General features: G+C 44.8%; 15 protein-coding genes. 5 read left to right on the top strand and 10 right to left on the bottom strand.

The window, feature by feature from the left end; all coding sequences use genetic code 11:
• Positions 1 to 18 precede the first annotated feature (18 nt).
• The 9 genes from folM to nirB form a co-directional block, all read right to left on the bottom strand.
• On the bottom strand, positions 19 to 753 hold the full coding sequence (gene folM / locus K5609_RS00605; RefSeq protein ID WP_221075530.1) for a dihydromonapterin reductase: 735 nt from the start codon (positions 751 to 753) through the stop codon (positions 19 to 21).
• A complete protein-coding gene (gene folX / locus K5609_RS00600) occupies positions 743 to 1168 on the bottom strand; it encodes a dihydroneopterin triphosphate 2'-epimerase (RefSeq protein WP_221075529.1) in 426 nt (141 codons plus the stop codon). The genes folM and folX overlap by 11 nt, the downstream gene beginning before the upstream one ends.
• 103 nt (positions 1169 to 1271) lie before the next feature.
• Entirely contained in the window at positions 1272 to 1823 is a 552-nt protein-coding gene (locus K5609_RS00595) for a DUF3833 domain-containing protein (protein WP_221075528.1), read from the bottom strand.
• A 78-nt stretch (positions 1824 to 1901) separates the two neighbouring features.
• On the bottom strand, positions 1902 to 2108 hold the full coding sequence (locus tag K5609_RS00590) for a DUF3565 domain-containing protein (RefSeq protein WP_221075527.1): 207 nt from the start codon (positions 2106 to 2108) through the stop codon (positions 1902 to 1904).
• Between the two features lie 8 nt (positions 2109 to 2116).
• Positions 2117 to 2542, bottom strand: coding sequence for an Lrp/AsnC family transcriptional regulator (locus K5609_RS00585; RefSeq protein ID WP_016399988.1), 426 nt, complete (start codon positions 2540 to 2542; stop codon positions 2117 to 2119).
• Positions 2543 to 2599: 57 nt separating this feature from the next.
• Entirely contained in the window at positions 2600 to 3373 is a 774-nt protein-coding gene (cobA, locus tag K5609_RS00580; protein WP_221075526.1) for a uroporphyrinogen-III C-methyltransferase, read from the bottom strand.
• Positions 3374 to 3533: 160 nt separating this feature from the next.
• On the bottom strand, positions 3534 to 4346 hold the full coding sequence (locus K5609_RS00575) for a formate/nitrite transporter family protein (RefSeq protein WP_016399990.1): 813 nt from the start codon (positions 4344 to 4346) through the stop codon (positions 3534 to 3536).
• Between the two features lie 32 nt (positions 4347 to 4378).
• Positions 4379 to 4705 carry a nitrite reductase small subunit NirD gene (nirD, locus tag K5609_RS00570; RefSeq protein WP_246611979.1) on the bottom strand — a complete coding sequence of 109 codons (327 nt, stop codon included), beginning with the start codon at positions 4703 to 4705 and terminating at the stop codon, positions 4379 to 4381.
• Positions 4705 to 7263: a nitrite reductase large subunit NirB gene (nirB, locus tag K5609_RS00565; protein WP_221075525.1), complete on the bottom strand. Its 2559-nt coding sequence runs from the start codon at positions 7261 to 7263 to the stop codon at positions 4705 to 4707. Before nirB ends, nirD begins: the two co-directional genes overlap by 1 nt.
• A gap of 348 nt (positions 7264 to 7611) precedes the next feature.
• Between nirB and K5609_RS00560 the strand changes: the two genes are divergently transcribed.
• From K5609_RS00560 to K5609_RS00540, 5 genes are all read left to right on the top strand, one after another.
• Positions 7612 to 8394 carry a substrate-binding periplasmic protein gene (locus K5609_RS00560; protein WP_221075524.1) on the top strand — a complete coding sequence of 261 codons (783 nt, stop codon included), beginning with the start codon at positions 7612 to 7614 and terminating at the stop codon, positions 8392 to 8394.
• Positions 8395 to 8498: 104 nt separating this feature from the next.
• On the top strand, positions 8499 to 9764 hold the full coding sequence (gene yjeH / locus K5609_RS00555) for an L-methionine/branched-chain amino acid transporter (protein ID WP_221075523.1): 1266 nt from the start codon (positions 8499 to 8501) through the stop codon (positions 9762 to 9764).
• A 166-nt stretch (positions 9765 to 9930) separates the two neighbouring features.
• Positions 9931 to 10560, top strand: coding sequence for a PEP-CTERM sorting domain-containing protein (locus K5609_RS00550; protein WP_246611920.1), 630 nt, complete (start codon positions 9931 to 9933; stop codon positions 10558 to 10560).
• Positions 10561 to 10875: 315 nt separating this feature from the next.
• Entirely contained in the window at positions 10876 to 11817 is a 942-nt protein-coding gene (locus K5609_RS00545) for a DMT family transporter (protein WP_221075522.1), read from the top strand.
• Positions 11818 to 11898: 81 nt separating this feature from the next.
• Complete coding sequence (locus K5609_RS00540; RefSeq protein ID WP_221075521.1) at positions 11899 to 12402, top strand: M48 family metallopeptidase; 504 nt, start codon at positions 11899 to 11901, stop codon at positions 12400 to 12402.
• 21 nt (positions 12403 to 12423) lie between these two features.
• Here K5609_RS00540 and K5609_RS00535 read toward each other — a convergent pair whose 3' ends face one another.
• Entirely contained in the window at positions 12424 to 12777 is a 354-nt protein-coding gene (locus K5609_RS00535) for a DUF805 domain-containing protein (protein WP_221075520.1), read from the bottom strand.
• Positions 12778 to 12813: the final 36 nt, after the last annotated feature.

The following is a 12813-nucleotide window of genomic DNA, read 5'->3' as shown; positions in this document are numbered from 1 at the left end:
TTAACAACACTATTAACCCTAGACCAGATGGCGCCCACCGTCTAAGCCGATGGTACGACCGGTTATGTATTGACTAGCCAGCAAGTAGTTCACTGCGGCTACTGCTTCACCCGCTCCCGGCTCAAGCCCCATTAAAGATTTAGCCAAGGCTTTGGCCCGATATTCAGGCTGATCATCTTGGTTAAACATTAGCAACGAGGGCGCAATACTATTCACTTTTACCGCTGGTGCAAGTTTAGCAGCAAAAGAATGGGTTAAATTAGCCAAAGCCGCTTTGCTGGCGGCATAAGCAATGTGCTTGCTGCTGCCTTTTTCTGCGACATAATCGGTCATATGAATAATGTCGCCAGCTGGCTGCTCTGCTTGGTTCTTTAATAACTCTTCAAAGGCCAGATTAAGCTGATAAGGCGCGCTCACATGCACACTCCACATCGTTTGCATCAGCTGATGTTGATTATCTAGAGCCATGTTATTTAGCCACTGTGAAGCATTGTGAATCAGCGCTCGCAATGCTTGGTAGTTGGCTAAAACATAGCCAATAAACTGGCTAATGCTCTGCTCATCACTAAAATCGGCTTTCACGCAATCTGCGCCTTTGTCGCGTAAGGCCTGTACCGCTGGTTTGTCGCGACGGTAAGTCACAATCACCGGATAACCTTGCTGTAATAAGTCTTCGGCAATCGCCAAACCTAAACGCTGAGTACCTCCGGTAATTAATACCGGAGCGCTGCTTTTGGCTGATTTACTCGGCATTACGCGAGCCCGATAAGGTCACCGATACCGAGTCAGCAAATCGCAAGGCATGGGGTTTATCTACGGTAATGCTGGCATTAATCACCCGCGGCTCATCCATAGCTAGGGTTAGCAAGTCTGCACACAATTTTTCCAGTAAGCGAAAATGACCTTGCTCTACATGAGCAATCATCGCCTTGGTAATTACTTTGTAATTGAGTGCTAAATCTTCACTATCGGCTTCACAAGCTTGAGTCGCTTGGTAGCGAATTTCAGCATTAATGACTACATCTTGCTGCTTACTGAGCTCTTCTTCGTTAAAACCAATATAAGTCCGTAAACGTAAGTTGGTGATAGTAATTAGCGCGGGATCTAACTTAAAACTATTGGCCAGTGGCGCTAAGTTAGAAACATTGGTTTTAGACACATTGCTCATAGAGCTCTCTCTTAATATTTAAATTGCTTACTACATACCTAGCCCAGTTTGCCTGGCTTTAACAGCTGAGGCGTTGTTTAGCTTACGTTTGTGTGAAGGCAAACTAAGACTGCTTTTGAATCACTAGGCTTACCGAGCCCACTTTAAATCCAAACTTTCGCATCACTGACTCGTTCACAATGGTATTTGGATTCACTAAATACATTTTGTCTTCAACCGCAACATCTAGCGGTTTGCCTTTATATTGCAAAGTGAGCACATAGTCCATAAACAAGGCATTACCAGAGAGGTGCATCTGCGCCGGTTGGCTAACATCGTTAGCACGAGCAAGAAAACTACCATCAGCTTGTTTGCTCAAGGTCCAAATACGTTGCTGCTTTTCGCCATCGTCAAAAATGAAGTGCTCATCAAGGGTGCCCACGCCCGTTTCATCCCAGCTAGCAGTGATCTCAACATTAAAATAGCGGATGAGCTCGCCACTGCGGTTTTTCACTATGCCGTGAGCACTTAGCTGGCCATCAAAAAAGTCTTCCAGCACTAAGGCAGGTTGGTTACTTGCATAGCTGGATATCTCAGCGCTAGAACAGCCCCACATGCCAGCCAGAAGGCTAAGTAAAAAAATATATCTGCGATTTAAGCTAGAGGCTAGTTGCATATCTACCCACGCCAGTTTTAAAAATTACTTATAAAACGGGCGGTGAATAAAAATAGATCTACAGGCTTGAATTATTTATTAATTCCAATCGCGGGGGGCGTTTTCGAGGCATTTTACACAAGTGAGCTCTTTACCTAACATGCTAGCGCGACCTTGATAGCTAGTGACCCAAGGGCGGTTTTGCCAAGGAGGTTGATGGCGTACGTGTTGATAGTGGCCACAAGCTAACCGAGCGATCCAATGGCGCTCGTTGTCTAATTGAAAGCCGATAATAACTTGATCCATTGCCACCCTTAGCGACTAAACATTTCCCTAAGCACCATGTGTGTGCGCACCATCACCATTTTTTCCATTTGCTCTAGCTGCAAACGAATGTCTTCTAGTCGAGCCATTGAGGCCACTTCAACGTACAGCAACATATCAACGTCGCCAGATATGGCCTGACAGCGTTTAATCTCCGGAATGCCACGCATAATCTCTGCATAAGCTTCACAGTTGTGCTCTTTGTAGCGAAGCTCTAAATGCGCAGCAATCGGCGCTTGCTCGCTATGGGTGCCCAAGCTAGCGTGATAGCCACTGATCTGCCCACTGCTCTCTAAATTGGCGATGCGCTCGGCGGTGGCCGAACGCGAAAGGTTTACCTGTCGAGCAATTTGACTCACCGGAGTACGCGCATTGGCCACTAACATAGCGACAATTTTTTGATCAAACTTATCCAAGCACTAACTTCCCTTTAATCACCCTATTTAATATGACCAAGCTTTTCACGGATTAAGCTAAACCGACTCTGGCGCGAACCAAGCCAGCTCTTTGTGCAACTCTGTAACGCTGCCTACAACAATTAAAGACGGGCTTTCGGCTTGCTGCGCCAACTCTGGTAGTTCAGCTAAACTGCCGGTTAAAACGCGTTGCTGCGGCGTGGCACCACGCTCAATGATGGCACAAGGAGTGGTATCGGCTAAGCCATTTTTAATCAGATTTGCCTGAATGGTTGGGCACTGCTTAAGGCCCATATAAAACACCAAGGTGTGATTAGAATGCGCTAAGGAAGGCCAATCAATATCTTCACCATGTTGTTTTAAATGGCCAGTAATAAATTGCACACTTTGCGCATGGTCACGATGAGTGAGTGGAATACCCGCATAGGCGGTACAACCCACCGCAGCAGTAATGCCAGGCACCACTTCAAAAGCTAAGTTTTCGGCTGCTAATGATTGCAACTCTTCACCGCCACGGCCAAAAATAAACGGGTCGCCGCCCTTTAGCCTAACCACGTGTTTGCCTAACTTGGCTTGGTCTACCAAGATTTGGTTAATTTCATCTTGCGGTACAAAGTGATGATCAAGCTTTTTGCCAACGTACACCATCTCTGCGGTAGGCGAAGCTAAATCGAGGATCTCTTGCGACACCAAACGGTCAAATACAATGACATCGGCTGTGCGGATGCGCTTCACCGCCTTTACGGTAAGCAAGTCTGGATCACCAGGCCCTGCACCAACCAGCGAAACAAAACCCAGCTCGTTAATAGCGGTAGAAGAAGAGTGGGGCATCGTCTGTTTCCTTATTACTCGGTAGAGCGAATATTATATTTAGTGTAACGGGCCTTAAGGCCAAAACCGTAGAGTATCAGTTCATAAGCTTCAAATACAAAAAAACCCCTAGCAACAGCAAGGGGTTATCATTTTGCGGTAAAACTACTGTGTATTGTGCTTAAGCAGCTTTACGTTGTGGCAAGGTTTTACCGTGAGTAACATAAAGGCTTAGGCCAGTTACCAATAAGCCACCAACCAAGTTACCAAGAGTAACTGGAATTTGGTTCCATACTAACCAATCGGTGATAGTAAATTCAGCACCTAACATCATGCCTAATGGGAATAGGTACATGTTTACTACGGCGTGTTCAAATACCAAACCAAAGAAGATGAAGATTGGGAACCACATCGCCAATACTTTACCGCCAACGGTTTTAGAGGTCATTGCGCCAACTACACCTAAACACACCATCCAGTTACACAAGATGCCTTTAACAAACACCGTAATCCAACCGTTTAAGCCATGCTCGGCAAAGCCTAAAGTACGGGCTGTTGAAGCTTTAACAAAGGCTTGGCCTACTGCGCCAGGCTCAACACTAAAGTTCATGGTAAAGGTTAAGGCAACCAAAAATGCTACCGATACCGCACCAATAAGGTTACCTAAACCCACTAATAGCCAGTTACGAAGCACACCTTTGGCGGTGACACCTTGGCGTTTTTCAAACAGCGACAATGGCGCTAATGCAAATACACCAGTTAGTAGGTCAAAACCCATAAGGTTCAAAATACAAAAACCAACTGGGAATACTAAAGCACCCACAATAGGCATACCGGTTTGCACTGCTGCGGTAATAGCTACAGCTACTGCAATCGCTAAAATTGCACCAGCCATAATGCCGCGCACAATGGTATCGCGAGTAGACATAAATACTTTGCTTTCACCGGCATCGATCATGGTTTGAACGAATTCAGCGGGTTTTACGTAAGACATAATGCTTCCTTAATTTTCTAAAATAAAATCTGTTATGCACTCACCGCAACACTGTCGGCTTTAATCTGCACCTTATAGCTCGCTACCGAAACCGTTGGGTTCTCTAGGCAGATGCCGGTTTCAAGATTAAAACGTTGCTTCTTAAGTGGGCTTGCTACCCAAAGCTGACCTTGATGCTCACAAATCAATCCGCGCGACAATACGTTCGAATTAGCAAAAGGGTCCATGTTATTAATGGCAAATACTTGCTCATTGTTACGTGGGCGAAAAAGGGCTACTTGCTGGCCATTTACTAGCGCGCAAATACCGGTACCTGGGGTAATATCGTTTAACTTACAAACGGTTTCGAAACTCATGATTATGCCTCCAACTCAACGTGTAGAATGTCGCCTTTTGCCTGTGGGTGTTTCTCGGCAAAAGTAGCCGGGCGATGCTGTTCGCGCTCGCTAACAAACACTACGTTTTCATCACGTTGGTCGTTATTAATGAAATGAGCAAAACGTTTAAGTTGCGCTTCGTCGTTTAGAGTGTCGCTCCACTCACAGCTATAGCTCGCAACCAATTTAGCCACGTCGACTTCTAGTTGTTGGTTAATGCCAAGCTTGTCGTTTACAACTACTTCACGCAGGTAATCAACACCGCCTTCTAGGTTCTCTAACCAAACCGAAGTACGTTGTAATTTGTCGGCGGTGCGAATGTAGAACATCATGAAACGATCTACGTATTTAATTAGGGTTTCTTGGTCTAAGTCTGCGGCCAGTAAATCACCGTGACGTGGTTTCATACCACCGTTGCCGCCCACGTACATATTCCAGCCCGCATCGGTGGCGATAATGCCTAAATCTTTACCTTGGGCTTCGGCACATTCGCGGGTACAACCCGATACACCAAACTTCATTTTGTGAGGAGTACGAATGCCTTTGTAACGGTTTTCTAGCATTACGCCCAAACCAACACTGTCTTGCACACCAAAACGACACCAAGTGCTACCTACACAGGTTTTAGCCATGCGTAAGGCTTTACCGTAGGCTTGGCCAGTTTCGTAACCCACGGCAATTAGCTTGCGCCAAATATTTGGAAGGTCATCTTTTTGCGCACCAAATAAACCAATGCGCTGGGCGCCAGTCACTTTTGTATAAAGGGCATATTCTTCGGCCACTTCAGCCAGTACGCCAAGGGCTTTAGGAGTAACTTCGCCACCGGCCATGCGCGGAATCACCGAGTAGGTGCCGTCTTTTTGCATGTTGCCAAGGAAGTTATCATTGGTATCTTGCAGGCTTACTAACTCTGGCGCCAATACGTGGTCGCCCCAGCAAGAAGCTAAAATAGAGCCAACGGCTGGTTTACATACTTCACAGCCGTAACCTTTACCGTGTTTGTTTAATACCTGTTCAAAGCTTTTATGGCCTTCAATTCGAACTAGGTGGAACAGTTCTTGGCGTGAGTATTCAAAATGTTCACAAAGGTGGTTATTAACTTCTACGCCGGCTTTAGCCAACTCTGCATTTAATACTTGGCCAATTAGCGGTAAACAACCACCACAGCCAGTACCTGCATTAGTAGAGGCTTTAATCTCGGCCATAGTCGTTTGGCCATCTGCCACTGCTGCAGCTATCTTACCTTTGGTAACATCGAAGCAAGAACAAATGACCGCTGAATCAGGTAAAGAGTCTGCGCCCATTGCAGGTTTTTCTGCACCCGCATGAGCAGGCAAGATAAGCGTGTCTGGATGTTCAGGTAAATCAATATCGTTAAGTTTAAGCTGTAGTAAATTGCCGTAATCAGCGGTATCGCCCACTAACACTGCACCTAATAGTTTTTTGCCATCTTCTGAAACGATCAGGCGCTTATACACACCCTCTTCATCGTTTTGGTAAACAAAACTCTTACAGTTTGGCGTGCGACCATTGGCATCACCAATGCTACCTACCTTTACTCCCAGTAACTTAAGCTTGGCGCTCATGTCCGCGCCTTCGAAAGCGCTGTTGTTACCTAACAAGTGATCAACCGCTACCTGCGCCATTTTGTAACCAGGCGCCACTAAGCCAAAGAAGCTTTCGTTCCAAGAAGCACATTCACCAATAGCGTAGATGTTTTCGTCTGAAGTTAAACATTGATCGTTAATCGCAATACCGCCGCGAGGTGCAATGCTTAGCTCAGATTGGCGCGCTAGCTTATCTTGCGGACGAATACCGGTAGAGAACACAATGAAATCAACTTCTAGCTTGGTTTCATCGGCAAATTGCATGGTATTACGAGCATGCTCACCTTGCGCTTGGATCTCTAAGGTGTTTTTGCTGGTGTGCACTTGCACACCCATGCGCTCAATTTTGTTGCGCAGTAATAAACCACCTTGCTGGTCGAGCTGCTCGGCCATTAATACTGGAGCAAACTCAATAACATGGGTTTCTACGCCTAGCGCTTTTAAAGCACCCGCCGCTTCTAGACCTAATAGACCGCCACCTACAACGGCACCGCTCTTACTCTTTTTAGCAGATGCTTCAATGGCTTTTAAATCTTCAATGGTACGGTAAACAAAGCAGTCTTTATTTTCGCTACCTTTAATCGGTGGAACCCAAGGGTAAGAACCCGTAGCCATTACTAGTTTGTCGTAAGCAATCTCTCGACCAGTGCTTGAATACACCACTTTTTGCTCACGGTTGATATTGATAGCTCGTTCGCCAAGCAATACCTCAATGCCGTGTTTTTCGTAGAAGCCATGTTTAACAAGAGACAGCTCTTCAGCGGTGTGATGAGAAAAGTATGAAGACAAGTGAACACGGTCGTAGGCAACTCGAGGCTCTTCACAGAAAACTGTTACGTCGAATTGGCTTAAGTCAGCCTTCTCGACCAAATCTTCTAAATAACGGTGCCCCACCATACCGTTACCAACAACTACTAGCTTCAGCTTGCTCATAGATTTTCCAGCGACAAAATAAGATTAATGCGCGGATAATAAGATGTAACAAAAATAAAAGAATGATGTAGATCAATAACAACTTTAAACTACCCTAAAGAGGTATGTTGAATATTTAACCATCAAAATCTGTAATATAATTACATTTGGGTAATAAAATGACGCTAAAATTCACGTACTCCGGCAAACTTGATTTTGTGAAATCGCGGAAATAATTTTTACAACGCTACTCAAAATAGGTAGTTGGTTTGAAAATTAAGCACCGTTATTTAGCCCTCGACTACACTTGAAAAAGACAAAAGTTAATAAACTAAAAAGATAATGATAAGAAAGTTAAGTAAATGTTATTTGGGTATATTTTGTTTACTGGTGAGTTTGCTAAGCGCATTTTCGCACCCAGCATTTGCTGTTAAAAACATCAATTTAACCAGTGGTGAATGGCCACCTTATCTTTCAATAGACTTGGCAAAAGGCGGCATAGCCGCACAAATTGTTAGCGAAGCTTTTGCTCAACAAGGTATCAAAACGTATTACGGTTACTACCCATGGAAACGCTCCTTTGAATATGCTCGGCGTGGCTTTGGCGCAGCCAATTTCAGATGGCATGGTAGCTTAGCCTGGATTGAAACCGAACAACGCAAACAACACTTTTGGTTTAGCGAGCCCATTGTGAGTGATAAAGAAATACTATTCTCATTGAAGTCTAATCCGATTCACTGGCAAACCATCGAAGACCTAAGGGGCATTAGTATAGGTGGAACCGTGGCTGCGGTTTACCCCACCCTAGAAAAAACTGCGGAAAAAGAATTGATTAGCTTAGAAATCGCGGGAGACTACCAAAGCCTATTTAAACGCTTGTTATATCAACGCATCGATGCAATAGCGCTAACCAAGACCGTTGCCTTGCACTACATGACCAATCACTTGAGCGAAGCAGAGACCCAGCAAATTACTTATTCCGAAACTCTTGTAGAGCAACGTCACTTTCGGCTTATGCTCTCTAAAAAACATTCGGAAAATCAGCATTATTTGCAGCAATTTAACCAAGGTTTACAAAAGCTCAAAACAAGCGGCCGCTACGCCGAACTTTTAGAGCAGCTAGAGTCTAGGTTGGACTCACCGTTAAATTAACGGCAAACACCGACTATTTAGCGTTAGTTTCCGCTATTTTGACAGCTTTCAAGTGAGTTGATTGGCGCTATGCTTTAGCTTTGTTATTCATCCTGTGAGCATTCATGAGCCGCTTAAATCAACAACTTGGCATCAGCCAAGGCATCGCATTACTCGCCACCTCTTTACTTGGCACTGGCATCTTTGTTGTTCCTGCTATTGCCGCCAGCATTGCCGGACACAGTTCTTTATTAGCCTGGCTATTACTCATTAGCTTGGTATTGCCAATTGCCTTTACCTTTGCGGCATTAGGCAAGCGCTATCCACACGCCGGTGGGGCCGCTCACTTTGTTGCCAAAGCCTTGGGACCTCGGGCCGAAAAACTCACGGCCTTTTTATTCATTTCGGTGTTACCGGTTGGCTTGCCTGCTGCGCTAATGATGGCGACCGGATTTTGGCAGGCGATGTTTTCCATCACGCCAAATACCGCCTTAATCATTCAACTTGGTACGCTACTCAGCATGTGGCTATTAGGCATGGGAGGCGCAAAGCTCTCAGGCAATATTCAAGGTTTGATTGCGATTGCGATTGTATTGCTTGTAGCGGCATTGTGGTGGCAGGGCGATGTGCAAACAGGCGATTATCAGCTTCCTGAACAGATCGATACTCCTAGCATTGCCCCTGCATTAGCTGTGATGTTTTGGTGTTTTGTAGGCATTGAAGCCTTTGCCCATATGGGCGAGGAGTTTCGTCGGCCAGAACGAGATTTCCCCATTGCCTTATTATTGGGTGTGTTTTTAGCAGGTGCCGTGTACTGGGCGGCATCGGTGGTGGTGCTTAAGTACGGCAGCTATGGAGACCAACTTGCCAATACCCAGTCACTGCCTCATTTGGTAGCGATTATCTTTGGTCAAAAAGCCAAGTGGCTAGCCGCCATTGTGGGATATTTAGCTTGTTACGCTAGCATCAATATTTATATACAAGGCTTTTCGCGCTTGCTCTGGAGCATGGCCGATGAAGGTCAGCGGCTAAAACCGTTAGCGCGTTTGTCCAAAAATAAAATTCCACAACATGCGCTTAGCACCATTGTTTTAGTTTGTGCGCTTAGCTGTGTTGCAACCTGGCTATTTGAGTTACCACTGGACGAGTTAATCCGTTATGCCAATGGCAATTTCATCATGGTCTATCTGTTGAGTATGCTAGCTGGCGCCATTTTATTGCGTGGTTTTTATAAGGTACTCGCCATAGTAGGCGTGCTGCTTTGTTGCTTACTGTTAGTTGCCTTAGGACAGCAAAGCATTTACGTATTGGTATTATGCGCGGTATTTATCGCTGTACAGCAATTTATTAAGCTACTATGCGGGCGCCTAAACCCTATCAAACCACATTAAAAGCTACCGGTGAAAAAAGTGTCAGTAGTTTTTACATAAGCTCATACAATACACAGCCTCTAAGTACTAAGGTTTTGATAAAACACCATATTATAGATTGGCGCAGTTCCTGCTTTACAGTCGTCAACATTAAGCGACACCATATTAAATTAGGAACATAATCAAGATGTTAAATAAGTATTCAAGCTTTTTCGCTGTATCTCTACTGCTACTATCATCGGCTTTCGTGAGTACTGCTAATGCTGGGGTAATTGTAGAGCCCAGCCTTAGCGGTGGTGGTTGTTGTACTGCCAGAGAGCGAGGCTACTGGTTTGAAACCCTAGAAGACATGACGTTTGAATCTATTTGGTTATCCAACAGCTCTGGCATATCACAAAACTACGACTTACAAATTCTAGAGTTTTCTGCAACACCTCCAGAATTTGGCGCTTCAACTACCAATTTTACTCAACTGGGCTTATTCGAAAACCAAAGTTCTAAGATTGATTTAAGTCTAAACATCGCTGCAGGCACCATTTTAGGTTTCTTAGCCTTTGATAACGACTTGAATGAAACACCTTACTCAACGGACAACACTCATACAATTGGCGCCAATGACATTAGTTTTACTCGCTTAATCCGTCAATCTTTAAACAGCAGTGACGCTGTAAGCTCAGAAGCAGTTAGCGACAATATTGGCGCGATTGGTTTTGAATACAGCTTAGCTCAAGCACCTGCTACAGTGCCAGAGCCATCAAGCCTAGCAGTATTTGCTTTAGCATTACTTGGCTTAGGTGCTCGCCGCATCAAAAAATAAATTAAACTGTATAGTAATAAGCATCACCTCAGCGTGGTGCTTTTTTATTTCGGTTGCAGCTTGCGGCAAACATTCAATTACCGTAGGCTAAAAAATCACCATCAAGGAAATGATATGAAACTCATCTTCATCAAGCCCACTCAATCAAGCAAGGTAAGCCCACTTGGCGCTGCTATTGCGTTGGCGAAGCTGTGGCTGCTGCTTATTATTTGCAGCGGTGAAGATTAATTATACATTTCACTGGCTGCGAAGCGCAGCCAGACTCTTTTGCCCTTCGTAGCCTTCTCCAACTCTTAATACAAGGCACGCAAGGATATGAATATTAGTAAATCTGGTTCTCGCTTCATCGCGTCTATGCCCCACTTTTCTGAAGCAGCCAAAGGGCTCAGTTTAGCGCTAATAGCTACTGCGCTGTTTTCTCTCAAAGGTATTTGGATCAAGCTTGCCTACCAGTTTGGTATCGACCCCGCCAGCTTAATGACCCTGCGAATGGCCTTTAGCCTGCCGATTTACTTATTGCTGGCGATGTTTTGGTGGAAGCAAGGCCGCCTTGAACACCAAAAGCTAAAGGGCAAAATTTTACCGGCTGCAATTGTTGGCATAACGGGATACTACCTCGCGAGTTTCTTGGATTTAAGCGGTTTGCAGTACATCTCAGCGCCGCTTGAGCGAGTGGTATTGTACGCCTACCCTGGATTTACCATTTTGTTGGCGTGGTGGGTATATCGTCAAAAGCCGCAGTTGATTGTTGTGCTGGCCCTTCCCCTAAGCTGGATGGGAGTAAGCTTAATGATGTGGAGTGAAATGGGCCAGCAGCAAAAAAGTCAGCAACTCCTGTGGGGAACAAGCTTGGTTATTGCGAGTGCATTCAGTTTTGCTTTTTACTTGGTATTTAGCAAAAACATTGTGGCCAAAATTGGCAGCCAAGCCTTTACGCTTATCGCGATGATTGCAGCCAGCCTAGCCATCTTCATCCATTTCGCCTTACAAGGAGATTTTGTCTCTTTGGCTTCTTATCCAACGCCAGTTTATTGGTATGCTGGCTACATAGCGTTGTTTTCTACGGTGATCCCCTCATTTCTGTTTAGTGAGGCAATCAATCGTATCGGCTCACAACGCACTGCGATAAGTGGCAGCGCCGGCCCAGTGTTTACCTTAATCATGGCGGCTTGGATACTTGGCGACAGCATTGGTTTGCTACAAGTGATTGGTATTGGCCTAGTAGTGGTAGCCGTTACCCTGTTAAACAAGAAATAAGCCAAACGAGGCATGGCCTAAGGCTATGCCTCGTTTTACTCTCAGGTTACACTGCCGCATCTGCTTACCACTGTTACTCTCATGACAACACTTAAATATCTCACCGCTTACCCTGAAACACTCACTAGCAAAATTGAAAGTCTGCTCGAGCAGCAGCGTTTAGCCGAGTTTATGTTGAACAAATACCCAACTACCCATGAGATATACAACGATAAAGCACTACGCGACTATTGCTTAGCCCTTAAAAACCAATATATGCGTAAATCGGCCCCTCTCAGTAAAGTGATTTACGACAAGAAGATCCATGTGGTGAATCATGCCCTAGGATTACACAGCTATGTGTCGAGGGTGCAGGGAAGCAAACTTAAAAGTAAAAATGAGATAAGAATCAGCAGTTTGTTTCAAAAAGTGCCGGAAGAGTTCTTAAATATGATTGTGGTGCACGAACTGGCTCACTTAAAAGAAAAACAACATAACAAAGCTTTTTACCAGCTTTGCCAGCACATGTTGCCCAACTATCACCAACTAGAATTTGACATGCGGGTTTATCTGACTCAAATAGAAGAGGTTGGGCCGATCTACTAGCCCAACTCATCAAAGCAAAGGCTAAGCCATTACACCTTCAGCTTTAGGGTTTGCACCGTAGTTATTATCGTCGTGACTGTCTGAAGCTAAGAAAATCAATAAGATAATAATGCCTACGAGTGGGATAAGCGCAATAAGCTGCCACCAACCAGTGCGCCCAGTATCGTGCAAACGTCTTGCAGCAATACTCAAGCTAGGAATAAATAGACCTATTGTTAGTACTAGTGAAAGTAGCGGTAGGCCGATAATAGCATCGATGACGTTGGCAACTATGCCAAAAATGAAGTAGAACAAGATGAACATCCAGTACTCTTTTCTACGTGCTCGTCCTGAAAAATCTGCGTATTTTTTTAATGCGCCAATAAAGTATTCCATTTTATTCCTTATATTTTTTTACTAAACCAATCCAAC

The organism is Agarivorans aestuarii (genome assembly GCF_019670125.1).
GTDB lineage: Bacteria > Pseudomonadota > Gammaproteobacteria > Enterobacterales > Celerinatantimonadaceae > Agarivorans > Agarivorans aestuarii.
Note: the sequence above shows the minus strand (reverse complement) of the source record. Positions and strands in the feature narration are given on the sequence as shown.

Coding starts and splice junctions, on each gene's coding strand:
- folM (WP_221075530.1), bottom strand. CDS start 753: ATGCCGAGTAAATCAGCCAAAAGCAGCGCTCCGGTATTAATTACCGGA.
- folX (WP_221075529.1), bottom strand. CDS start 1,168: ATGAGCAATGTGTCTAAAACCAATGTTTCTAACTTAGCGCCACTGGCC.
- K5609_RS00595 (WP_221075528.1), bottom strand. CDS start 1,823: ATGCAACTAGCCTCTAGCTTAAATCGCAGATATATTTTTTTACTTAGC.
- K5609_RS00590 (WP_221075527.1), bottom strand. CDS start 2,108: ATGGATCAAGTTATTATCGGCTTTCAATTAGACAACGAGCGCCATTGG.
- cobA (WP_221075526.1), bottom strand. CDS start 3,373: ATGCCCCACTCTTCTTCTACCGCTATTAACGAGCTGGGTTTTGTTTCG.
- K5609_RS00575 (WP_016399990.1), bottom strand. CDS start 4,346: ATGTCTTACGTAAAACCCGCTGAATTCGTTCAAACCATGATCGATGCC.
- nirB (WP_221075525.1), bottom strand. CDS start 7,263: ATGAGCAAGCTGAAGCTAGTAGTTGTTGGTAACGGTATGGTGGGGCAC.
- yjeH (WP_221075523.1), top strand. CDS start 8,499: ATGAGCCGCTTAAATCAACAACTTGGCATCAGCCAAGGCATCGCATTA.
- K5609_RS00550 (WP_246611920.1), top strand. CDS start 9,931: ATGTTAAATAAGTATTCAAGCTTTTTCGCTGTATCTCTACTGCTACTA.
- K5609_RS00545 (WP_221075522.1), top strand. CDS start 10,876: ATGAATATTAGTAAATCTGGTTCTCGCTTCATCGCGTCTATGCCCCAC.
- K5609_RS00540 (WP_221075521.1), top strand. CDS start 11,899: ATGACAACACTTAAATATCTCACCGCTTACCCTGAAACACTCACTAGC.
- K5609_RS00535 (WP_221075520.1), bottom strand. CDS start 12,777: ATGGAATACTTTATTGGCGCATTAAAAAAATACGCAGATTTTTCAGGA.